This window comes from Paenibacillus sp. JDR-2, assembly GCF_000023585.1.
GTDB lineage: Bacteria > Bacillota > Bacilli > Paenibacillales > Paenibacillaceae > Pristimantibacillus.
In genome coordinates, this window is sequence record NC_012914.1 from 6,316,973 (window position 1) to 6,340,151 (window position 23,179).

Sequence of the window (23,179 nt, forward strand, 5' to 3'; positions counted from 1 at the left end):
CTTATCTGATCGTACTGTTCTCTATCGTGCCGGTATCCCGAATAAACATCTTGATCTTGTACGTTACCTTAAGCTGAGGAAAATACTCCTCGCGCCACTGATCCTTAACCTTATTCCAGTAGGCGGGATGCTCCTTCTCCATCTGGGTGCCGAAGCCGAAAATGTCCGACTTCAATTCCTTAGCCCGCAGCACGGCCGCTTCAACATTTCCTTGGATGGCTTGCTTAGTCTGTCCTTCCAGCTTCTTGATGGTGGCGGGATCGGATAAATCAACGTCCGTACACGTTCTTTCAACGATATTTCCTTCCGTTCGGATAGATACCTCAACCTCCGGATTTCCGTTTACAACCTTGGTTTTGATTTTGGAATCCGAGGATGTCACTTCAACCCCTAAATATCGCTGTTCCCCGCATGGTACAGCGATCGAAGTACTATCCAGATTATTCGTAATATCGGTATAGCCCCTGCTCTCCTTCTCGTTCAGCCAGCCAATCAGCCTGTCTTCCTTAAAAGCCGCAATGCCCGAATATCGGAAGCGGCTTGGCGGCAAAAACTTTTCTACGTTTTGTTTCGTTTCCCCAATTGCGGGGCTGCCGATGACCCGTATGCCGGTTAACGCAATCTCGCTTCCTTGCGAAGAAAGCTTGTTTATCGCTTCGTCCAGCGTTACGGCAATCGTAGGCGCCCAGTTTTTCTCCGAGGTCTGCAGCGACTGCTGCATGCTGTAGCTAGGCAGCTTCTCTACGGGCGTATATAGCTTAAGAACATCCTCCGCTTTATTTCCTTTGGCCACGATAATATTAAAATCCATTCTTGCTTCGTTATCGCGGGCAACATTGTCAATGATTTCGTTTATGCCTCTTCTTGCCGCTTCTTCTCCAATCACGTAAATCTGCAAATGCCCGGCGTATACTTTGCGCGGCGCTTCCGCCGTAACCGCTCTTGCCGCTTCGAACAGCGTTTTCCCTCTCCCCTGAAACAATGTGCTTGGGGGACGGTCGCCTCTTTTTTGCTGATTGGAAATTTCGCTTGGGTTAACGACTTGAAACGACACGAGATAATGCCCGTCTTCCCAGTCCACTCCAATTCCAAGAACAATCAGGAGCTCATTCAACTCCCGTCTGCTCCAGCAGCCTGTCAACATCAGAAGGCATAACATCGAAATGGCAAATTTGTAGAGCATGATGATGCCTCCCTAATTTTTGCGAATTCTGCTGGAATTCGTCCCCATTGATGTATCCGGTCTTTTGAACATTAGCCATCTGGGCAAACGGAATAAGGCATCCTGCATATCCGTTTTGATAAATGGCGACAACGGGGCCATAAACGGCTCTCCGAAGGAACGCAGCGCGCACAGATGGAGCATAAGGACAAAGAAGCCCATTATGATGCCAAAGAGTCCAAAGCTCGCCGCCACGCCCATAAAGGCAAACCGGAGAATGCGCACCGGTATCGACATGCTGTAGGCCGGAAGCGTAAACGTGGAGATCGCCGTAATAGACACCACGATAACCATTGCCGCGGACACGATTCCCGCCTCCACAGCCGCCTGGCCGATTACAAGCGTACCCACGACAGATACGGCTTGACCAATCGCGCGCGGCATTCGAAGACCCGCTTCCCGCAGGATCTCGAACGTAATTTCCATAATCAGCGCTTCGAAAAAGGCCGGAAACGGTACGCCTTCCCGTTGTGCGGCAAGGGAAATCAGCAGCGAGGCAGGCAGCATATCGCGGTGAAACGTCGTAATCGCGATATACAGAGACGGGAAAAGAAGCGAGATAAAAACGCTCCCGAACCTCAAAATACGCAACAAACTTGCATAGAAAGAACGCTGGTAATAGTCCTCCGTGGATTGAAAAAAAGTAACCATCTGGGTAGGCGCTATCAAGACATTGGGCGTACCTTCCACGAGAATGGCTACTTTGCCTTCTAGCAGCTGACTGGCCGCATTATCCGGCAGCTCCGTATTATACACGGTAGGAAACAGTGACCATTTATTGTCCTCGATTAATTCCTCGATATAACCGCTGTCCAGAATACCGTCGATCTTGATTTCGCTTAACCGATCTCGGACCAACTGAAGAACATCCGGCTTCACTAACCCGTTAATGTACATGAGTGTCACGTCGGTTTTGGTTATATGACCGATGGTGACCGTTTCAAGCCATAACCGTGGATCCTTGATCTTCCGCCGAATGAGCGAAGTATTGGTTCGGAGAGTCTCCGTAAAGCTTTCCCGGGGTCCCCGAATGGACGTCTGGTTTGTGGATTCCGTAACGTCCCGGCCTTTCCATTCCCGAATGTCCGCACAATAAGCGTACTGATGTCCCCGCAGCAATATAATCGCTTCGCCGGACAACAGATTTTTGTAAAGGGAGCCCAGGTCGGATACGGTGCGGACCGGCCCCATGCCGTTCAGCAGCTTTCTCGCAAGCGTTCCCGCATCAAGCGTCATCATGTCCTCCCCGTCATATCGGGGCAAGGAATAATCCAGCACGTCAAATATGTATTGATTAATGGCCATTGCGTTGGACAGTCCGTCGATATAGACGACCGCCGCCGCTGCCGTATTTATTCCCTCATTGTGAATTTGCCGCATAATGAGATCATCGCTGCCGCCCATATCGCGCTTGATCCTCAATAAATTATTTTCAACCGAAGGATCGATCGGAATATTGGCGTACTCGGGCAGCATTTGGTTGTCATTGGAGCTCGAACGATTCGTGAATGGTTGCCGGTGCATAAGCGAGCTACCTCCAGGATGAAAGTCTATCCTTCCCATTATGACCATCCGCGAAGGGTGGCTAAACTTGGACGCGGGCAGAAAAAAAGAGCAGGAAAAGCAATCAGCTTTTCTTGCTCCAAATATTTTTGTACAGATCCGTAACGGTCAGCTCTACCGTCCCGGTTTCCTGGAAAGAGATATCCTTATCGTAAGCTTCGGACGGGAAGATATAGAAGCCAAAGTCGTCTCCGTCTTTGTAATTAAGGCCGCTTAAGGCAAACTGGGAACTGGTATAACTCTTGTTGTTATATGAAGCTGCCATCTTAGACGACATTATCGTTGTAAAGGAATGTTCATCTATCGTTTTGTGCTGGACACCCGATATTAAAGAGGCTCCATGATGAGAATAAGTCCCTTTCGATCTGAAGCCGATCCGATATCCTCCGGATCTCATGCTGCCCGTGTTATCTAGCGATGATACATAGATTTTATAAGTTCCGTCGTTATACAGCTCTTTCCCGATATTGCTGTCCAAATCCGACAAATCGATAGATACTTTATAGGCTTCGGGCAATACATACCCGGTCTGATCAGTGTAATCCTCCGTATTGTTTGCGATTGCAGCCATGCCTTCCGTTGTTAGGAACCACAAGCCGGATGGCTTAAAGGCCAGATAAAGAGCAGCAAGCAATAAAGCTAGCAAAACCATATTCCGTTTGGTAATCAAACGCATCCCCCTAGATGCCATAATAAGGCTTATTAGAGTAGCGCATCAAAAACTTTTCTACCCGGTACATATTTTTGGTGAAGTAAGTAACGTAGAGGATAGGGAACAAGATGAATGCAAAAAAGACAATAATACATACAACGTAAAACACTGCTGGCGGAACATTTAATCCCGATTCATACATTCCATACCCCATTCCCGCCGCAACGGTGACCACAAACAGTACCGCGTATTTTGCTATATAACTCATTCCTGACTGCTTCCTCCCAATATCTCTTCCACGGGTACGGCTTTGACGTAATGACCGGGGCCGGTCTCAACGGCAATACCGGACTCTACGGGAACCCCTGTAATCTGATAGAGTGCGGTCCCTTCCTTGTAATAGTTGGAGGACTCGTCGGGCTCATTAACCATTTCTTCAGTCAGATGATGTTTGATTTCTCCCAACTTCCCGTCAACCGAATCTACCTTCTCTTCCGTGCCGGTATAAACATGATTCCGGAAGCTAATCATCCGGTCCGTCACCCAGCTGGCCGAGCTTACCGTTGTCTCTTCGGGAGGAGCGCTCTTCGCTGTATTCTCCTGCCGGGCTTGAGTCAACTTCCCATTCCCGCTCCCGTTTTCGGTTCCGCAGCCCCCTAGCAATAAAACAAATACCAGCATAAGAATTATACCTAATTTCATTAGAAATTCCTCCCTTATCCACATATAGCTACAACGTCAACGGGGAGCGAGATGTTGCTTGTTCCGGCAAAATAAAAGCCTTGATGATCGGAGACCACCAAGGCTGGCATATCGTTTATTTTCTTTCCATTACGGCGAAATAATTGTCTTCTTCATCCGCGAAGTTAAATACCCGGCCGAAAGGCAGCTCAACAAGCTCGCCTACCGTTACATTCTTGTTCTTGAATTCGCTGTACAGCTCATCCAGCTTGTCGGAGAAGAACATTAACGACGGCGTGCCAAGGTTTACTCCGAGCGACATTTTGGCAACTACTTCTTTATCATGCAAAATGATGGAGGTCTGCGCGCCTTCCGGAGCAAGCTCGATCCACTTTTGGCCCATGGCTTCTTCCTCTGCCACAACTTTAAACCCTGCTTTTTCCGTCCAAAACACCCGTGCTTTCTCCTGATCGTTCACGTACAGCATCACTTGTCCAAGCTGATTAATCATTGATTCTACACTCCTTAGATTAGAGTAATTGCCAAGCCTTATATTACCACAAACGACGGTCTGCTAACATGCCGTCCAGGTCCTACAGCTGCAGGTAATTTTTCAGATCCAGCTCCATGGCGGCCTGTCTTGGATTATGCGATTGCACTAACCGGTCCTCAAGCCTGCGAAGCTCAATGCCATATGCTCCTTGTCCAGCCGGAACCGGCATGCGCAGCGCCCATTGCAGCGCCTCTTCTTCCGTGTCGACATCAATTAAGGTAAACCCTGCGATAAGCCCCTGGTCTATTGAAAAAGGTCCCGGCCAAACCTCCGCCTCGCCGCCGCCTGTCGGATAATCGACTCTTAACCCGGCCGAGCTTGGCTGCAGCTCTTCATAAGCAAGAAGCACACCAGCCTGTTTCAGGTCATTCCGGTATGATAGCAGTTTTGCCGCGTAATCCCTGCCTGTACCAATTCCCGCTTCGGTAAAGCCGGACGCCTTCACCATCATTAAGTATCGCATTATGCCTGCCCTCCTTCCTGCCTGCATGCTGCCGCCCGCTTCAGCAATAACGCCTGCTCCTTTTCATTGCGGGTCATCGTGGCTGCCCGTTCAAACTCTGCAGCGGCTTCTTCATAACGGCCAAGCTTCTCCAGCAAATCACCCCGAACGCTAGGCAGCAGATGGTATTCCGAGAGTGCAGGTTCGGTGTAAAGGGCATCCACAAGCTGCAGCCCATAGGTCGGGCCAAAAGCCATTCCGATAGCAACAGCGCGGTTCAGCTCCACAATAGGAGAAGGCGTCTGCCTCGATAGCGCTTCGTAAAGCGCGGCAATCCGAATCCAATTCGTATCCTCCGGGGTACGCGCCACCGCATGGCAAGCGGAGATAGATGCCTGAAGCGCATACGGACCTAACGTCCGCCCCAGCTTTTGCCCGCGCTCCAGGGCAGCAAGCCCGCGGCGGATCAGCAGCTGATCCCATAACGCCCGGTTTTGATCCATCAGAAGGATCGGCTCGCCTTGCGCATTCACGCGGGTTTTTAGCCTTGAGGATTGAATTTCCATCAAGGCGACCAGCCCATGAACCTCCGGTTCTCCCGGTACAATAGCGGCAAGGACACGTCCCAGCCTAAGCGCCTCCTGACATAAAAGCGGGCGCGTCCAGTTCTGCCCGGAGGTAGCCGAGTACCCCTCGTTAAACATCAGATAGATCACTTCGAGAACAGCGGACAACCGCTCTTCAAGCTCTTTGCCGACCGGCACCTCAAAAGGGACCTTCTCCGCATTCAGCGTACGCTTCGCCCGGACAATCCGCTGGGCAACCGTTGACTCTGCGATAAGAAAGGAACGGGCAATCTCGTCGGTTGTCAGGCCGCATAACAAACGCAGCGTCAGCGCGACTCTTGCGTCCTGCGACAATACCGGATGGCAGGTCATAAAGATCAACCGCAGCAGATCGTCTTCAATCTCCCCGTCTAGAGCACGTTCTACATCATCCTCGGTATACGTATCTATTTCCCGGGCTATTTCGACGTATTTCTGATCCTGCAGCTTGTTGCGCCGCAGCAGATCCAGTGCCCGGCGCTTCGCCGTAGTCATTAGCCAGGCACCGGGTTTCTCCGGAATGCCCGTTTCGGGCCAGCGATCAAGCGCGATGACAAGCGCATCCTGGGCAATATCCTCCGCCAGTCCGACATCCCGAACGATCCGCGTTACGCCTGCAATCAGCTTGGGCGACTCCATTCGCCATATCGTTTCGATGGTGCGATGCGTTTGGGAGACGCTCACGCGTTTTTGGTCTCCTCGATCTGCTTGCGCAGCTCTTCCTCTCTGGCACGCGATTCCGGATCCTCCATCAGCTCTTCCACCTCGAACACCTGGCGGAGCTCAATCTCGCCTTGGCCGTAACCATGCGGATCCGGCATGCGGAGCGCCCACTCGATCGCTTCTTCTCTTGATTTCACTTCGATCAGCGTATAACCGGCGATCATTTCTTTTGCTTCCGTAAATGGACCGTCGACTACCTTTGGCTTGCCCCCTGGCTCCGGATACGAAATCCGGACCGCGTTGGAACTGGAATGCAGACCGTCGGCGGCGAGCAAGACGCCTGCTTTCACAAGCTCCTCGTTGTACTTTTGCATAGCGTCAATCAGCTCCTGGCTTGGCAGAACGCCTGCCTCCGAATCCGAAGTAGCTTTTACGATCATCATGAATCTCATTGTAATTCCCTCCTGGTATTGGTATTGTTCTTAACTGTTCTCTTGCCTCATTGCCATTACCTGCTAATCATTTAAACCGCAAAGAAAGAAGTAAGCTCGTGGGCGATTTTGTCCGTTTGCAGTTTTTTCGTATGCCCAAGGCCTTTCTTGCTGATCAGCTTCGCATTAGGCAATACCTCTGCCGTCTGCTGCGCGGCGTGCCGCAGGGATACCGGGCTTTCCGTGCCTTCCAGCACGACGGTGGGAACAGCAACGCCTCTCCATTTGTCCCTCGGCAGCGAATGGCCGTTCATGTAGCCTTTGAGCAAAGCCGCATCATAAGGAAGCGTGTGCGCTACCGCCATCAGCCTCGACCATACGCCCGGCATCATTCTCATCATCGGAATAACGAAGAAAGGGGCTCCCATGCCTTTAGTCATAAAATATTTGATCGCTTCCGCCCGTTGGTCTGCTGCAATCAGCTTGCCAACATGCTCGGTAAAATCGCTTGGCGGCTTCCGATCCTCCGCCTTCACGATAAACGGCGGCTCATGCAGCGCCAGCCTTGTAATGTTAGAGCCGCTTGCTGCCGCTTCGAGAGCAAGCACAGCGCCGGAGGATAATCCCCAGACATATGCGGAGCCGCCTGCTGCTTCAATAATCGCGTTCAGATCCTCGATCTCCCGTTCAATCGCATAAGAGGAAGCATCTCCGCTGTCGCCGCGTCCGCGCCGGTCATAGTTATAGACGGTGTACCGGCTGGACAACGCTTTCGCAAGCTCCACCTGCCCCGGGAACTTCCGGTAGCTGAACGCTCCCGCTACCAATACGAGCGCCGGGCCGCGCCCTGTTTTATCGTAAGCAATTTTGGTGCCGTCCTTCGAGATCACTGTGTTCATGTCGTTCTCTCCTAACCGTTGTTTTTTGTGCTTCTTACTATAACAACGAACGCTAGACGGGATAATCGACATCGGTTATAAAAAATTCGAAAAAAGTTTTTCGGCAGGGAAATTGGGGTAGTTCACGGATGGTTTTCAAAGGGGAATATAGTGATGATGGGGAGCTGGCCGCTCTACTCGACACGGACCAGCTTGAGATTGGGGTAATGTATGGGAACGAAGCCGCTTATGTGTCTAGCAATCGCTGGATACTTGCCGGATGAAAGAAGCTTCAACCCGTCTTAATGCGCGATATCAACCAACTTGCCTTCAGACGCGATGGCCAGATCTGCGCCGCTGAGGAAGATCTGCAATCCGCGTTTTCCCGCGCTAATACTGATGAGTTCCATACCCGTCACGGTTTCGTGCAAATAAAACGGATAGCTCTTCTTCATTCCAAGCGGAGATACACCGCCGCGGATGTACCCCGTTAAAGCTTGAATCTCCTTTACCGCGACCATCTCTACTTTCTTGTTGCCGCTTGCCTGCGCCAAGCTTTTCAGATTCAGTTCCTTATCTCCCGGGATGCAGGCAGCAATAACGCCGGTCTTATCTCCCTTCAGCACAAGAGTCTTGTAAAGCTGGTTAGAAGGAAGACCAACCTTGTCCGCAACGGTATCGACGTCCAAATGTTCCTCGTCCCACTCGTATTCGTGAAGCGTGTATTTGATATGTAAAGCGTCCAGCTTACGGCAGGCATTTGTTTTGTTAGACATAATAAAAAACCTCAATTCCTTGGTATAGTCATAGATTGACTATACCAAGGAATTGAAGTTGAGACCAATACGAGTATAACCCACCAACTCCGCACGTCCGCGCACCATCCATAACCGATAAGACCTTGCCAGGGCCTTATCACTAACCAACTAGCTACTTTCCTTGCAAATAAGACCCTCCAAGGGTCTTATCACTAACCAACCAGCTACCCTCCAACAAAAGAAGCTTAAGGTCCCTAGAGGTCCTTAAGCTTCTTGCTGCCTCGAATTTATCTGCCGTTAAGGTCCCTTAGGGACCTTAAACTTGCGACGAGTGCCGGATTCAAGCCTTGTCGAGGCTTTTTTCTAAGCTTAAGGCCCCTAGAGGGCCTTAAGCTTCTTGCTGCCTCGAATTTTTCTGCCGTTAAGGTCTCTTAGGGGCCTTAAACTCGCAATGGACCTGTCTGCTCTTAGCCTTCTTGGCTGAACTTCTCCTCCAGCCGCCGGGCGAGCTCGTCGTCCGGGAGCGGATTGCGATGGGTATTTTCCAGGTAGATATGCTTCTCGGTTTCCGGCATCAGATACTCCTTGTACCAGAGGAACATGTCCGGGCTGTCACCGTGCAGCCGCAGGAACTTGCGGGCCGTCTCGCAGTGGTCAACCGTATTGGCAATGTTGGTTAACCAGTCCGCGCGATAGAAGTTCTCCCACCGGCCTGCCGCCGCGCGGTCAAGCGCTGCTCTTCCCGCCGAGAAATCCCATACCGCATGGGAGGCATGGATAAATGCCTGTGGAAATCGTCCCGCGTGATAGCTCTCGTAAGCGGCACAAATCGCGGCAAGCCCTTTGCATCCGCTAAGATGCAGCTCGATCTGGACAAGCAGCTGTACCTCCAGCCGATGGCGTTGCTCTTCCGGCAATCGCGCCGCAATTAAGCAGCCCTCCTCGTAAAGCTGCGTCCAGCCCGGTATTGCCTGCTTCGCTTTCCCCCTGAACCAGCGTACCTGCTCGAGGAACGGAATATCCCCTGCCGCCCAGATGAGGCGGGTGTTGGTATCCGTTCGTCCTTGAAGCCAATGTCCCACAATCAAACGTGCCGGATGATGATAGAATTCATCTCCAGCCTTATCATCCGTATTTGGTCCGTAAGGGATCGTATTGGCGGCATAATTCTTGTACAGCTGACCAATAACCTCCCGTTCATCCGCATAATACCGTTCCACAAACAAGCGCAGCTCCGCATCCGCGTCCCCCACACCGTCCCGCCATAACTTCGCGCAAAGATCAAGCGTATAGAGATGCGGCAGAATGTTGCCGGAATTGACGAGCAGATACTCGTCCGCGCCCGCGTCAAAGGCTTGCCCAAGTTCATCCGCAATAAGTTCGGCTGGCGCGGGAAACATCGTCAGATGGTTCGAGGCCTGAAGATCATGGAACGTCACATGGTAATAGACGCCGTTCTTCCCTTCATCCCCGCTATCCGGCAGCGCCCGTACCCGCAGATTCAGATTGCCGTGACGCCGCGATACCATCTTGCCGTAGCCGTTATCCGCCCAAATCTTGATAACCCCTTCCGGCACCTCAATATGGCCCTGCTTGTACAGCTCGGCGATCTCTCCGTACATCGCCATGGAACAGACCGGCTGCTCGACCTGCCCGGCAATCATATCGTATTGCCGCTGAACAACGGAGGAGATCAGCTTCCCGCGCTTCTCCGGCGTATCGAAGGCCGGATCGTTTTCCCAGAACGGCTTGTCGCCTTGGCCCCGGAATGAGAGCACCCACACGATCTTGTCGTTTTTCTGATGCTCAATTGCTTCCCGCCACAGCTGCTCGAATAGCTCCGGATGCTCCTTATAGCTTGCCTGCTTGCCCGGAAAAGCCCGCAGGAACATCTCCGCGCCAAGCGGCTCCGCATGATGATGCGTCAGCCATAGCCCCATCTCCGCCGCAAGCTTGGCATGAATGCCGGACTTCGGCAGGTCGGTGCCCGGAATAACCATATTGCCGCCGCAACGGAGCAAAGCTTCAAACACCGGCGCCCATACTTCCGCCCCGGGAGGATATTCTTCCTTCCAGCCGATCAGGCATACCTCGTCATTCACAAACCAGCCGCGGTAGCGAACCTTTGGCTTAAGGCTCGCATAAGGAGCAGCCTGTATCTCGATGGCATCGCGCCTCACCGGAGGCAGTTCCGCCCAGAACCAGAACGGATCGACGCCCAGCACCTGCTTACTGTAATGCAAAAGCCCGTAAACGATACCTAGTTCATCCCGGCCGACAATGTGCAATTGGCCTCCCTTTTCTCCGTCTGCGAACTGAAAGCTAAAGCCCTCCGCCCACGCCGGACAGCTATCTCCCTCTTCCGCGTAACGGACAACAATGGCTGCCCGGTCTCCTCCGCCAAGCTTAGGCGCCGCTCCAAACACCGCCTCATGGTCTCGCGCAATCATGTTCCAGACATGCTGAATTGGCGTACTCCAGCCGGTACGAACGTCATATTCCGTTGCCGCATGAACCGTTAACCCGCCTAACCGATCTCTCATCTCTCCATCTCCAATCCCCGTCTTAAAAAACTCCCCTTAAAACCAAGAGGACCGGCCAAAGTATCGGCCAATCCTCTATATTCTTATTGCTTATTTCTTATTTCTTATTTCTTAGCTTCTTCCGCATATTTAGCGGCAACCTTCATCAACTCGTCATACGCTTCGTCCGGTGTCGACTGGTCGTATTGCAGCTTCTCGACAACCGTTTTGTAATCATTCTTGAAGCTGCCCCAGCCTTTAGGGTCGTTAATAAACGTTTGAGCGTCAGGCGTTACTTTGCTCAAGAAATCGAGGGATACTTTATCCGCGTCGCTAAAGGTTGGCTCAATTGCCGTAACGACCTTGGAGTTTACCGGCGTGCCGCGCGTCAAACCAAGCGTTTTGCCTGCTTCTTCATTGTTGATGAACCAATCCACGAACTCAGTCGCTGCGGCCTGATGCTTGGACTGCGCGTTAACGCTCCAGAACATGCTAGGCTTCAGCCAGCCGCCGGACTCCGTGCCTTTAGGCATCGAAGCGTAACCAAATGCACCCGGCTTCAAAGCTTCAATCGCGCTGACCTGGTTGGAGAACAAGTGACGCGCAACCGCGCTGCCGTTAATGACGCTGTCCAGCTGCGGATCAAGCTCTTTATCCGTAGTCGTAATATCGGCCGGCGTCAGAATGCCCTTCTTGCGAAGCTCGCCCATCTTGGTCATGTAATCGATCCAAGTGGCTTTATCGATAGCCAAGTTGCCTTGCGCGTCAAAGATATAGCCTTTGCCTTGGCTGTATTGGTAGGAAGTATAATCAACCAGATCGGCGCTTTGGTCTACGAATACGTATTTGTCTTTGCCAAGCTTTGCTTTAGCCGCTTCGCCAAAGGCAAAGAATTCGTCCCAGCTCCAGCCGAAGGTTGGCGCGGTCAATCCAAGCTTCTCGACAACCGTCTTATCGTATACCATGCCCAGAGCGGCAACACCCAGCGGAATGGCATACAGCGTACCGTTTACTTTACCGCCGTCTACGGTAGCCGGATCAATATCCGCTACGTTCAGATCCTTCAGGTCCGCGAGCAGGCTGCGGCCGGCATAATCATTTACGTAAGCGGCATCCATCTGAATAATGTCCGGCGCGTTTTTCGCCGAATATTGAACAGCCAGCTTATCGTAGTAGCCGTCCCAGCCGGAGAATTGAGTCTGGAACGTAACGTTTGGATGAAGAGCCTTATATTGATCAAGCGCTTTAAGCGTTGCGTCATGACGCGGCTGCGAGCCCCACCATGCAATCGTCAGCGTTACCGGCTCGTCATTGCTTGCCGCTCCGCCGTTATTGCTCGCTGCGGCGTCGCTTGGCGCCGCGCTGTCCGTTGGCGTATTGTTGGAGTTGCCTCCATTGCTGCCGCAAGCTGCGGATGTAACCATCATAAGAGTTAAAGCGGTTGCAAGAATCCCTTTTTTAGTAGCCTTCTTCACTATATATACCCCCTTGCGCTAGACTGATCTAGCGGTGATAACTGAATCTTACCACCCGTCAAATTGACCGTATAGAAGAGTAATGAACACAAAACTTTCAGTATTCATTACAATTTATTGCTTCATTAATTCGCTTGGCGTAACGCCGCAGTACTTTTTAAATAACGTGGTGAAATAAGGAACATTCTGGTAGCCCACCATCTCCGAAACCTCGTAAATCAGGTGTTTGCCTTCGAGCAGAAGCACCTTGGCTTTCTCGATTCGGACCCGGATGACATAGTTGGTGAACGTCTCGCCTGTCACTTTTTTGAACAATTGATTCAAGTAGTTCTTCGAGATATACAGCTGGGAGGCAAGCTGCTCGAGCGTAATATCCTCCGCATAATGGGTATGCACATATTCGATCATGTACTGAACGGCTTTACGGTGCTTCTCGTGAATGGTGTTAAAAGACAGCTCGGTTGCCTGCGGCTCTTCCGCCTGCTGCTCCCGATCCGGATCCTCCAGCAGCCCTTGCAGGGCTTCATCGCAGGAAGCCTTGATCTCCTGCCAGGAGTCCTTGGTCCGGCCGAGGCCAAATCTTGCGTCGAGGCCAATATAGCTCTTGAGGTAGTTAATAATTAACCCGCCTAGCCGTTCAGCAGCCGACGCTGTATGCAGAGCATCCGTACCCGGCTCCGAGCGAAGCAGCACGGCCGCATAATTGCCGAACAGCCATACAAAGCTTGCGGTGCGCCACTCCCCTAAAAGCACTTCCTCGCTTATATTGGCGACGGCAAACCGGAACAGGTTCCAGTCCGCAATCGATATGTTGCGGGTCCGTTCCGTCCACGCCACTTCAAGAACCATAACGGTAAACTGCTTATCCCGCCATTCCGATAACGCTGCCGGCAGCTCCTCCGGCTGGGTCAAGCCGTTCAGAATCGACGCCGTCCATTCCTCCTGCCTCCAGTTCTTCGCCGGATAGCTTGGCTCTTCGGTCTGCTCAAGCCGCTGCAAATACGTCTCCTCCAGCTTGTGAATCGTCTCCGCAAGCACCTGCCGGATCTGATCCACCGTAACCGGCTTCGTCAAATAATCGTCTACCCCAAGGCGCAGAGCCGTGCGGGCATATTCAAAATCATTGTAGCCGCTCAAGATGACGAACCGTCCCGTGAACGATTGATGCTTCAACGCTTCGATCATTTGAATCCCGTTCATCTCGGGCATGTAAATATCGGTCAGCACGATATCCGGATTAACCTCTTCGATCAGCTTAAGACCCGCTTCCCCGTCTATTGCGTCGCCGGCAAATTCCGCATCAAGCTCCTCCCACGGAATCGCTTTGCGGAGTCCTCTTACAACCTGAAAATCGTCATCGATGATCACTATTTTCCACATGCAGCCGTTCCCCTTTCTGCTTAAGCGTCTCCAGCCTCGGAAGACGAATGCTCGCTTCGGTTCCGCCCTCCGGCGAATTGCTTAACGTAAAGCCGTACTTGTTGCCAAACAGAGCTTCGATCCTCTCCCGCACATTGCGGAGCCCGTAGCCGCCTTTTGCGCTCCGCTTCTCCTGCCAGTCCTCGCGCAGCTTACGCCCGTCGTCCCGGATGACAATAAGCAGCTGATCAAAGCCGACGCTTACGACAATATCGAGCGAAGCCTGCTGCTTCCCGTGAAAGCCGTGCACAAACGCATTCTCGACAAACGGCTGCAAAATAACCTTGGGCACATACAGCTTGCCCGCTTCCTCCGGCACGTTCAGCGTGTACGTAAGCCGGTCCTCCCAGCGGATTTTCTGGAATTGCAGGTAGCTCTCGATATGAGTCAGCTCCTCCGTTAAGGGAACCAGACTATTCGTATTCGTCAACGACAACCGGAAAAACTGCCCCAAATGCGACAGCATGCTGCTAATCTGCGGTTGATCGGCCTCAATGGCCATCCAGTTCACCTGATCAAGCGAGTTATATAAAAAATGAGGATTAATCATCATCTGCAAGGCTTTAATCTCCGCCGCTCGCTGCTGCTCATGCTTCTCCTCCAGCGTACCGTACAGCTGCTCGATCCGGGAAAGAAGCTTGTCATACCCTTGGAAAAGCGTGCCGAATTCGTTCTTGTAATCCGCCGGCAGCGGAACCCTTTTGTTCAGGGAGAAATTGCTCATCGCCTTCAGCAAAAGCCCGATTGGCTTGATGAATTGACGCGACAGGAACACGGCAAGCAGCAAGATCAGAATAATCGTCACGATGCCAAAAGCAAGAATCGTCCTTGTCTGCTTCAGACTGCCGGCCGTAATCTGCCTCCAGGAGGTCACCTCCAGCAGCGACCATTTGGAATCAAGCGAGGAGGTCCAGACAAGGAACTCGTCTCCGGTCCGCTTCGCGCCGGAGTTCTTTTGCTCCAGCTGCTCCTTGATTTCCGCTTGGTGACTCGTGAAGAAATCCGCTTTGCCGATATAGGTAATCAGCTTGCCGGTTGCGTCAAGCAGCGCCAGATTCGACCTGCTGTCCTCGGTTGTTATAAGGGATTGGAAGTCCGGAACCTTGACGTTAAAGACCATAACGGCAAACGCCCGGTTGAACCGGTTATAGACCTTGCGAGCATAGCTGATGACAGGCGTATCGCCGTTATTGGTCTTAATAATACGCTCGCTTACCCACGCTTCATCCGAATGCTCCAGATCCTTATACCAAGCTTCCTTTTCGATTCCGTCCAGCGGCAGAAACTGTACAAATTCCTGCACGTTATAGGATGGAGTCAGATCGGAATAGACATGGATGGAATGCACAATCGGCATGCCAAAAACAAAGTTGTTGAGCTGTGCCCGGATGCCCGCCTGTCCGCGAACCTGGTCATATTTATTGCCGCCGGACATTTCCTCGTACATATTGGTAAAGTTGAGCGAAGCCGTATTGGAGCTCTGCTCAATATCCTTCAGATTGGTCGTCAGCTTCTTATGAATCTCCACCAGCACCTTCTGCTGATAGTAGGACGTGTTATCGGCGATCTCTTTGGAGCCGTTATAGTAGCTGAACGATACGACAATGGCTACGAGAATCGTAACGATAAGGGCAAAACCAAAAAAGAATACGTATTCGATTCGCATGGTCTTGAACGGATTAAGTCGCAAGCCTATTCCTCCCGGCCTTGGAATGCAAAGAGAGCTGCGAAAAACGCAGCTCAATGCTTATATGGGCAACAATATTATCCTTTGAGAGCCCCTGCGGACATCCCTTCGACGAAGTGGCGCTGCGCGAGGAAGAAGATCACGACGGACGGCACAATCGAGCACAAAGACATGGCCAGCAATTGTCCCCAAGGCACGGAGCCCTGCGAATCAATAAACAGCTTCAAAGCAAGGTTGATGGTGTAATGATTAATGCTATTAATATATAACATCTGTCCAAAGAAATCATCCCAGTTCCAGAGGAAGCAATAGATCATAACCGTGACCAGCGCCGGCTTAACGAGCGGGATCATAATGCGCCAGTAGATGCCAAACCACGAGCATCCGTCGATTTTGGCCGCTTCATCCAGCTCCTTCGGAACGGACCGCATAAATTGGACGAGCAGGTAAATAAAGAAAGGACCGCCAATCCCGCCGGCAAGCAGATGGGGAATGTAGAATGGCAGGTACGTGTTGATCCAGCCCCATTTGCTGAACATGACATACTGCGGTACAACCGTAACCTGCGTTGGCAGCATCAGCGTTACGAGCATAATGGCAAACCACATTTTCCGAAGCGGAAAATCCAGACGGGCAAAGGCAAACGCAACAAGGCTGCAGGCTACCACGCTCGTGAACAGGATCCCGATAATCAATTCGAAGGTGTTGACGTAAAAATGGGTAAACGTAAAGTTTGGCGTCGAGACCCAGCCATCCGAGAAGTTGGCCCAATGCGGCACCTTCGGGAAAAGATTAGCCGATCTCATCTCTTCGTTTGTTTTCAAGGATGCTCCAACCCACCAGAAGATCGGATACATCATAATCAAGCTGATAATCAGGAGAGAAGCATGGTTAAAGAAACGGTTGTATAATCTGGCTGCTTTCATTATTTCTTCCCTCCTTGGTTTTCATAGAACACCCAATATTTCGAAGTGCCGAACAGTACGCCCGCAAACAATCCGATCAGGATAAGCAGGATCCAGGCAAGCGCCGAAGCATAGCCCATATGGAACTTCGTAAACGCTTCTTCATACAGGTACATGACGTAGACATATGTCGATTTGACCGGACCGCCGTTTGTAATGACAAAGGCTTGCGTAAACATCTGGAACGTATTAATCATCGTTTGCACCGCGTTAAACAGGATAATCGGCGACAGCATCGGAAGCGTAACCGAGATGAACTGGCGGAACTTGCCCGCACCGTCCACGGACGATGCTTCGTACAGATCGGTCGGAATCTGCTTCAGGCCCGCGAGGAAAATAATCATCGATGAACCAAACTGCCATACCATCAGGATGATCAGCGTGCCTAGCGCGTATTTCGGATCGGCGATCCATGCCGGACCTTTGATTCCGAAGATCGCAAGGAAATCATTAATAAAGCCGTTGCGGCTGAAAATGTTTTTCCACAGGATCGATACCGCGATGCTTGTACCAATGAGCGACGGGAAGTATACCATCGTGCGGTAGAACGACATCCCCTTCATCTTGCGGTTCAGCAGCATCGCAATGCATAACGCGAACAGCAGGCGAAGCGGAACCGTAAACAAAACGAAGGTGATCGTAATTTTGAGCGATTTGGGGAAGACATCGTCATTCGTGAAAATCTGTTTGTAGTTGTCGAAGCCGACCCAGTTCGGAGCTTCAAGCAGCGAATAGTCGGTGAAGGAATAATACAAGGACATGATCATAGGGCCTAACGTGAGCAGCAGGAAGCCGATTAACCAAGGCGACAGGAACAGATACCCGGTAATAGGGGTTTCCCAACGCTTCGAGCGTATTTTCTTAACCTGCTCCAGCTGCGCGGCGCCGGAGTTTACAGCAGCATTATTCATGTTGGTTACTCCTATCTTTCATTCTTGTGAACCTATAGTTTCATTATAGAATCGGGCTTGGGATGCTTGAAGGAGAGTAATGAATCGGATTCTTTCAGTATCTAACAAAACTTTGCACTCTGTCGCAGTGATGGCATTGCGCAAATGAATGATATGTTGCAGTCGCTATGGCACCACTGCGCAAGTGAATGAGCTTCGATCGCTGTTGTATTTGGATTCCTTGAACAAGGTTTAGTAGTTGGAATCCAAATACAAAGGCGAATACTACGTTTCTCAGCTTCATTCACTTGCTCCGTTTTGCCCGGACTTTTTTGGGGACAAAAAGGTTGAGCATTCATCTGCTCAACCTTTTATCTTTATATGATAGGACCCTCTTAGGGTCTTATCGAGAGCCCAACTGAAAGTAAAACAAAGAATAAAGCCCTCCCAGGGTCTTATTCTTACAGCAATTAAAGATTACAACCCTCCAAATAGCCAGTTACGCGGTCCATAAGGACCTGACAGGGCTTTATTGGCATCGAAGCAAGGGATACAAACGCCAATAAGACCCTCAGGGGGTCTTATTGGTCGAGGCTAAACTTGAGGTTCAGCCGCAGGTGAAAGATTCGTAATTAGTTGTTCAAAACCCTGTAGATCATTACCGCCGCTTCTGCGCGGGTCAGATTGGATTTCGGGTGGATGCCCGTTGCGTCGCCTTGGACAATACCTGCCGCCGATAGAGCGGAGATGCTGGCCTGCGCGTAGCTTGAAATAGCGTCCGCGTCTTTGAATGAAGACAGATCGCCGTTTGAGGAAGCATCAAGCTGATGAAGAGCATCGAGGGCTCTTGCCGTCATCACAAACGTATCCTCGCGGGTGATCTGCTTGTTAGGCTCGAAACGGTTGTCTCCCGTTCCGGTTACGATCCCGTAGGCTTTGGCGCTCGCAAGTGCATTGTAGTAGTATGCAGACTCGCTAACATCGCCGAACCCCGCCGCTGCCGCTGCTTGAGGAAGCTCCAAGGCGCGCATCAGAAGCGTGATAAATTCCGCGCGGGTAATGCTACTCCGCGGATCGAATACACCCTCCGCTTTGCCTTGGATAACCCCTTTGGCTGCAAGAGCGTCAATTGCTTCGCTGGCCCAGGCTACGCCGGACAAATCGTTAAACGAGACCTGGTTAAACTGTACCGCATACTTGCTGAAATGCTTGGTTGTAAAGATAACCTGACCTGTCTTCGCATCGTAATGGCCGTTTGGTACCGGAATGCGATTGCCTTCCGCATCGATGTAGAAGACAACGATATGCTCCGGTGCTTTCAGTTCATCCGCGGTTGGCGTATACGGAATGCTTACCGTTACCGGCGCATCCGGGTTGCTCCACGGAATAACGTTCCCGTCGCGAACAAGAGACAAATCTACAACCGGATGACCATCCGGGCTGCTCTCCTTAGTCAGGCGAAGCTCAACTGTACCTGCCTGAAGATTGGAGGTATTAAGCATAGATGATGGAATTAGTACCGTGCCATTACCGGTTTGAAGCTGGATATCGAAGGTACGATCCTTCGCTTGCAGCAGGGAAACCGGGATAACAAGATTGGTTCCGTTAGTCACTTTTACCGTAACGGTCTTGTGTCCGGAAGCATCCGCTGCCGCTGCATTCAAGGCCGCCGCGAAATCGGATTCCGACAGCGTTGCCGTTCCTTGGCTGTTGGCAGACAACTCAACTGTCCCTTGATTCGTATTACCGCTTCCGTTGCCGTTGTTATTGCCCGTACTGCCATTGCCGTTGTTTCCATTTCCGTTGCCGTTGCCGTTTCCATTGTCCCCGCCGCCGTTATTGGCTGCTTCAACCGTGAAGGCAACCGGACTGCCGGTTATCCCGTTCACTGTTGCGGTTACGGTGCCTGTCCCGGAACTTACCGGTGTCAGCGCGCTGCCGGATACGGTGGCATAAGCTTCGCCGGATGCTACCGCCCAAGTAACCGTCAGATCTTTCAGGCTGTAAGGATTATCGTATTGATCGGTTCCCGTCAACGTCAGCTGGCTGAGATCGTAACCCGCGCCGCCGGCGGTTAACGTAGGAATCGTTCCCGTTACCGAAACAGCGGTTAATTGAGGCGCTGGCCCCGGTTCCCTCGTTACGACAAGCGTATAATCCAGGAAGTTGGTTCCGTCAGCGGAAGCAACGTTAACCGTGATTGTATTCTCGCCGACTTGAAGCGGTACGTTTGCCGAAGGCTGGCCATTAGGCGTGCTAAAGTTATTCAGCTTCAGCGTGGCGCTAGCCGCGCTTGACGTTGGCGTAACGGAAAGCTCGCTTACGCTAAACGGCACGCTTACCGTATATTCGGTTACTTCCGGCGAGAACGCCGGAGCAAGCGTTCCTTCGCTTACCGTCAAGCTTTGCAAAGTGTTATCAACAGCGGCTGGCGTACGATTCACCGTCACTTGGTAGGTCGCCGTCGTTACGCCGTCTTCCGCGGTAACAACAACCGTAATGGCATTTTCTCCGTCAACCAGAGACAGACTTGGCGAAGCCTCGCCGCTTGCCACCTTATTGCCGTTTACCGTAATTTCTCTCGCAAATTCGCTTTCGGCCGTAGGCGTCAACGTCAGTTGGCTTACGCTGTTCGGCACGTCCATCGTATAACTCGTCTGGTCAACCTTCGTTAATGCTCCGGCGCTTGCCGTCAGACCGGATAGGTTCGCATCGTTTTTCGGGTAGGAAATCCCCATGCTGACCCTTACGTTATCCACGTTTACGGTACCCGTTACATTGTAATTAGAGTTAAAATCTATACCCGTTAAATAATCCGTCGTGGAGTCCGCGAATCGGAAATTGCCTTGATCCACCTTTTTAACTCCGTCAATGTACATATCGAATTTCTTCGTAATCGTGTTCATAACCAGCTTGAAGTCATACCAGGTGTTAGCCGTGTAAGGCTGCACGACATGGGCCGTACCGGACGAGCCGTTATCCTTGTACAGGATGCCCGTGCCATCCATCCCGACGGCTGCCGCCATATGCGAGGAATTATCGCCATAAACCATTGGCACCGTAAAATATTGATTCGTATTGCTCTTGCTGAGCGAATACTCGACCGTAACGATACCGCTCAGGTTATCCAGTGCTTTATAAAGCGAAGTCTTATTGCCGTTCTTCCCGGCAATCGGCTGGGAGATCAGTACGCTCTTATTGGTCGCGCTAGGTGTCTCGGCTACCGCGACGCTGCCGCCCGCAACCGTTGCCGTAACCGTCCAGCCTGCCGGCACGGATCCTGTTGCGCTGGAATCAAAGCTGTCGTCAAAAACAACCGTTGGTTTACCCGGCGACAAGTAAACATCCGCAAGCGTTAAGGTAATACCGGGTTTCACTTCGAGCGCCGCACCGGCTTTTGCCGTTACCGTCCAGGATTGATAACCGGGCTTCGATACCGTCACGGTATAACCGGATTTCGCGGGCAGATCGTCCAGCGAGAAATGGCCCGCTGCATCCGTTGTAACCGTCTCGTATACCGTAGATCCGTTGCTGACGCGTACCTCGGCTCCTTCCACGGCTGGCGGATTGGTTACATCCGAGGTGTCTTTGACTGTACCTTCAATGGTCCCCGTCGGATTCGTTGAAACAACCGACAGATTTACGCCCGAAGTGGTATCTCCGGCTGTCACATTAACATGCTCAATCGTGCCCGTTGTATAGAATTCCTTTGTCGCTGTAACCGTGTAGTCTTTTCCAATGGGTACGTCAGCTATGCTGTAGAAGCCATACGCATTGGTCAGCGCCGAATATTTCGTGCCGTTAACCGTCAGGTTGACTTCCGCCCCGTCAATCAGCGTGCCCGCAGCGTCTTTGACCTGTCCGGTAACGGACTCCGTCCCGCTGTTCGCATCGCCGTAATACTCAAACGCGCCGATATCCGGCTTGCCGTTGTACAAAGGCTGTCCGGCAAAATCCTTGCCGCCGTTATCCGTAATGTTCATGGTCGAGTTGCTTAGGTTCATGCCGATCTCATCCAGAGCATTGCCGATCGCAAGAGATCCTGGCAGCAGCTTAAAGCCCGTAAAATCAAGAATGGGACCTGTCGAAGCATCGCCGCGTGTGGTTGGAACCGGACCGGCAAACTTCGGATCGCCTGCGATCGCATGGGCTTCATTGGCTGCAGGCGTTACATTTTGCCCGAAATACAGATTGCGATCGTAAGTTACGCCCGTACCCGAAGCGATGGTAACCGGTTTGATCGGTCCTCCCGCCGCATTATAGAAAATGTTGTTGAACATCTTCACGGCGTAGTCCGAATCATTCAGGTACGCGCTGCCCCCCGATGAATTGACGAACGTAACATTGGAGCCCGCCTGCGTATTATAGAAAATGTTGTTGTAAACAAGCTGCATCCCCTTGTCACCGTGCGGATTCAGGAATCGCTTGGCCGGGGCCGCGTCCTGAATGATATTGTAACGGACCGTTGCGGTACCAAATACAAAACCGCAGAGCAGAATGCCGTCACCGGTATTGTGAATGTAGTTGTATTGAATCAGAATGTTCGTCGATTCCTTATCGGGGTCGATGGCATTCGAATCAGCGCCGCCGGCTTTGGCCAGCGTGTCGTACACTTCATTGTACTGAACCGTAATATTGTCGGTGTAGTACATCTCGATCGCGCTCGTGCCTGCGCCGGCAGATACGTTATGCTCGACCAAAGCATCTTTTACGCTTGTTAAGTAAATGGTGTCGCAGGCGAAATTCGAATCGTATTGGCTGAAATAATTGCCGCGGATCGTAATGTTCGTGTGCGGATACCATTCCGGATCGTACCATTGGCCAAGCGGGTCGGTAGGCGAAGAGTGATTCTTGCCGTCATCGCGGGAGGCCCAATGCACATCCCCTTCGTATTGCTTGAAAATAATGCCGCCAAACGAGTTATCCTGGAACACGCTGTTTTCGATCACAACGTCATCAAACTTCGTTGGTACAGGGTTCGCGCCCGGCTTCAAAATTTCGAACAAAATTCCGCCTGTCCGCTTCGAGCCGTCCCAGCCCGCACCGTGAATGATCCCGCTTCCCGGTTCATCATCGGCCGTGCTGCCGCTGATCCACATATTCCAGCCGGTCACGTCATGAATGTTCACGCCGCTGATATAGAAATGCTTCAGCACCCCGGCATCCTGGCCGGTTACATGCATCCCCCGCAGATCCGCCAGCTTGGAAGGATCCTGCGGAGCGCCCGCCGCGGTGTTCGTAATTTCAAGATTATGAATATCCCAATATTGCTGATTATAAAATTCGACGACGGAATCGATAACGCCCGCGCCGTTCAGCTTTGGTTTTGAACCTGCTCCACCGTAACTATCAATGGTGATCGGGCTTCCTTCCACCCCGGAGCCCAGCGGATGCAGCTGCTCTCCCGTCCACTCGCTGCCCGCTTTGAGCAAAATGCGGTCACCCGGCTGGAACGTTGCAACGCTAACCTTCGTCAGCGACTTCCACGCCGCTTCCTCGCTTAATCCGTCATTACCGTCATCCCCTCCCGCGGAATCGACGTAATACGTTGTCCCTGCCGCTCCGGCAGAGGCAAATACAGATGGCGGTACTATCGCACTGAATATGCTCAGGACAATAACCAGTACCATTGTAAAAGAGATATTTCTGATGCTGTGCTGCTTCAACATGGCTGTACTCAATTTCCTTCCTCCTTCAAGCGGCTCCCTAACCGTAGCGAATACGCTTTCAATTTTCAGGCAACTCCTATTATAGAGCGCCCTTATAAGGATGA

The 23,179-nt window shown here is 51.8% G+C and carries 18 protein-coding genes; all 18 read right to left on the reverse strand.

Annotated elements, in window-relative coordinates; all coding sequences use genetic code 11:
- Position 1 precedes the first annotated feature (1 nt).
- Positions 2–1,183 (reverse strand): Ger(x)C family spore germination protein, encoded by a 1,182-nt coding sequence (locus tag PJDR2_RS27705; protein ID WP_015847064.1) that lies wholly within the window; start codon positions 1,181–1,183, stop codon positions 2–4.
- Between the two features lie 12 nt (positions 1,184–1,195).
- The gene (locus PJDR2_RS27710; protein ID WP_015847065.1) at positions 1,196–2,746 is read right to left on the reverse strand and encodes a spore germination protein; all 1,551 of its coding nucleotides are present in this window, start codon (positions 2,744–2,746) and stop codon (positions 1,196–1,198) included.
- Between the two features lie 103 nt (positions 2,747–2,849).
- On the reverse strand, positions 2,850–3,455 hold the full coding sequence (locus PJDR2_RS27715) for a hypothetical protein (protein WP_015847066.1): 606 nt from the start codon (positions 3,453–3,455) through the stop codon (positions 2,850–2,852).
- Between the two features lie 10 nt (positions 3,456–3,465).
- Complete coding sequence (locus PJDR2_RS27720) at positions 3,466–3,705, reverse strand: hypothetical protein (RefSeq protein ID WP_015847067.1); 240 nt, start codon at positions 3,703–3,705, stop codon at positions 3,466–3,468.
- Positions 3,702–4,139 carry a hypothetical protein gene (locus tag PJDR2_RS27725; RefSeq protein WP_015847068.1) on the reverse strand — a complete coding sequence of 146 codons (438 nt, stop codon included), beginning with the start codon at positions 4,137–4,139 and terminating at the stop codon, positions 3,702–3,704. Before PJDR2_RS27725 ends, PJDR2_RS27720 begins: the two co-directional genes overlap by 4 nt.
- Before the next feature lie 115 nt (positions 4,140–4,254).
- Positions 4,255–4,629 carry a VOC family protein gene (locus tag PJDR2_RS27730; protein ID WP_015847069.1) on the reverse strand — a complete coding sequence of 125 codons (375 nt, stop codon included), beginning with the start codon at positions 4,627–4,629 and terminating at the stop codon, positions 4,255–4,257.
- 82 nt (positions 4,630–4,711) lie between these two features.
- A complete protein-coding gene (locus PJDR2_RS27735) occupies positions 4,712–5,134 on the reverse strand; it encodes a YciI family protein (RefSeq protein WP_015847070.1) in 423 nt (140 codons plus the stop codon).
- A complete protein-coding gene (locus PJDR2_RS27740; RefSeq protein WP_015847071.1) occupies positions 5,134–6,402 on the reverse strand; it encodes an RNA polymerase sigma factor in 1,269 nt (422 codons plus the stop codon). The genes PJDR2_RS27735 and PJDR2_RS27740 overlap by 1 nt, the downstream gene beginning before the upstream one ends.
- Positions 6,399–6,833 (reverse strand): YciI family protein, encoded by a 435-nt coding sequence (locus PJDR2_RS27745; protein WP_015847072.1) that lies wholly within the window; start codon positions 6,831–6,833, stop codon positions 6,399–6,401. The genes PJDR2_RS27740 and PJDR2_RS27745 overlap by 4 nt, the downstream gene beginning before the upstream one ends.
- A 71-nt stretch (positions 6,834–6,904) precedes the next feature.
- Positions 6,905–7,711, reverse strand: coding sequence for an alpha/beta fold hydrolase (locus PJDR2_RS27750; RefSeq protein ID WP_015847073.1), 807 nt, complete (start codon positions 7,709–7,711; stop codon positions 6,905–6,907).
- A gap of 281 nt (positions 7,712–7,992) precedes the next feature.
- The gene (gene ybaK, locus PJDR2_RS27755; RefSeq protein ID WP_015847074.1) at positions 7,993–8,466 is read right to left on the reverse strand and encodes a Cys-tRNA(Pro) deacylase; all 474 of its coding nucleotides are present in this window, start codon (positions 8,464–8,466) and stop codon (positions 7,993–7,995) included.
- Between the two features lie 449 nt (positions 8,467–8,915).
- Positions 8,916–10,991 (reverse strand): glycosyl hydrolase 115 family protein, encoded by a 2,076-nt coding sequence (locus tag PJDR2_RS27760; RefSeq protein WP_015847075.1) that lies wholly within the window; start codon positions 10,989–10,991, stop codon positions 8,916–8,918.
- Positions 10,992–11,095: 104 nt separating this feature from the next.
- Entirely contained in the window at positions 11,096–12,445 is a 1,350-nt protein-coding gene (locus tag PJDR2_RS27765) for an ABC transporter substrate-binding protein (protein ID WP_015847076.1), read from the reverse strand.
- A 114-nt stretch (positions 12,446–12,559) separates the two neighbouring features.
- Positions 12,560–13,825, reverse strand: a complete 1,266-nt coding sequence (locus PJDR2_RS27770) for a response regulator transcription factor (protein ID WP_015847077.1) — start codon at positions 13,823–13,825, stop codon at positions 12,560–12,562.
- Positions 13,800–15,554: a cache domain-containing sensor histidine kinase gene (locus PJDR2_RS27775; protein WP_015847078.1), complete on the reverse strand. Its 1,755-nt coding sequence runs from the start codon at positions 15,552–15,554 to the stop codon at positions 13,800–13,802. The genes PJDR2_RS27770 and PJDR2_RS27775 overlap by 26 nt, the downstream gene beginning before the upstream one ends.
- A 74-nt stretch (positions 15,555–15,628) precedes the next feature.
- The gene (locus PJDR2_RS27780) at positions 15,629–16,477 is read right to left on the reverse strand and encodes a carbohydrate ABC transporter permease (RefSeq protein ID WP_015847079.1); all 849 of its coding nucleotides are present in this window, start codon (positions 16,475–16,477) and stop codon (positions 15,629–15,631) included.
- Complete coding sequence (locus PJDR2_RS27785) at positions 16,477–17,427, reverse strand: carbohydrate ABC transporter permease (protein ID WP_015847080.1); 951 nt, start codon at positions 17,425–17,427, stop codon at positions 16,477–16,479. The genes PJDR2_RS27780 and PJDR2_RS27785 overlap by 1 nt, the downstream gene beginning before the upstream one ends.
- Before the next feature lie 611 nt (positions 17,428–18,038).
- Positions 18,039–23,087, reverse strand: a complete 5,049-nt coding sequence (locus PJDR2_RS32180; RefSeq protein WP_015847081.1) for an S-layer homology domain-containing protein — start codon at positions 23,085–23,087, stop codon at positions 18,039–18,041.
- Positions 23,088–23,179 lie beyond the last annotated feature (92 nt).

Bases quoted from the DNA above. Each gene is read 5' to 3' on its own strand.
- ybaK (WP_015847074.1), bottom strand. From the start codon at position 8,466: ATGTCTAACAAAACAAATGCCTGCCGTAAGCTGGACGCTTTACATATC.
- PJDR2_RS27780 (WP_015847079.1), bottom strand. From the start codon at position 16,477: ATGAAAGCAGCCAGATTATACAACCGTTTCTTTAACCATGCTTCTCTC.
- PJDR2_RS27735 (WP_015847070.1), bottom strand. From the start codon at position 5,134: ATGCGATACTTAATGATGGTGAAGGCGTCCGGCTTTACCGAAGCGGGA.
- PJDR2_RS27710 (WP_015847065.1), bottom strand. From the start codon at position 2,746: ATGCACCGGCAACCATTCACGAATCGTTCGAGCTCCAATGACAACCAA.
- PJDR2_RS27705 (WP_015847064.1), bottom strand. From the start codon at position 1,183: ATGCTCTACAAATTTGCCATTTCGATGTTATGCCTTCTGATGTTGACA.
- PJDR2_RS27720 (WP_015847067.1), bottom strand. From the start codon at position 3,705: ATGAGTTATATAGCAAAATACGCGGTACTGTTTGTGGTCACCGTTGCG.
- PJDR2_RS27760 (WP_015847075.1), bottom strand. From the start codon at position 10,991: ATGAGAGATCGGTTAGGCGGGTTAACGGTTCATGCGGCAACGGAATAT.
- PJDR2_RS27750 (WP_015847073.1), bottom strand. From the start codon at position 7,711: ATGAACACAGTGATCTCGAAGGACGGCACCAAAATTGCTTACGATAAA.
- PJDR2_RS27770 (WP_015847077.1), bottom strand. From the start codon at position 13,825: ATGTGGAAAATAGTGATCATCGATGACGATTTTCAGGTTGTAAGAGGA.
- PJDR2_RS27725 (WP_015847068.1), bottom strand. From the start codon at position 4,139: ATGAAATTAGGTATAATTCTTATGCTGGTATTTGTTTTATTGCTAGGG.
- PJDR2_RS27785 (WP_015847080.1), bottom strand. From the start codon at position 17,427: ATGAATAATGCTGCTGTAAACTCCGGCGCCGCGCAGCTGGAGCAGGTT.
- PJDR2_RS27745 (WP_015847072.1), bottom strand. From the start codon at position 6,833: ATGAGATTCATGATGATCGTAAAAGCTACTTCGGATTCGGAGGCAGGC.
- PJDR2_RS27730 (WP_015847069.1), bottom strand. From the start codon at position 4,629: ATGATTAATCAGCTTGGACAAGTGATGCTGTACGTGAACGATCAGGAG.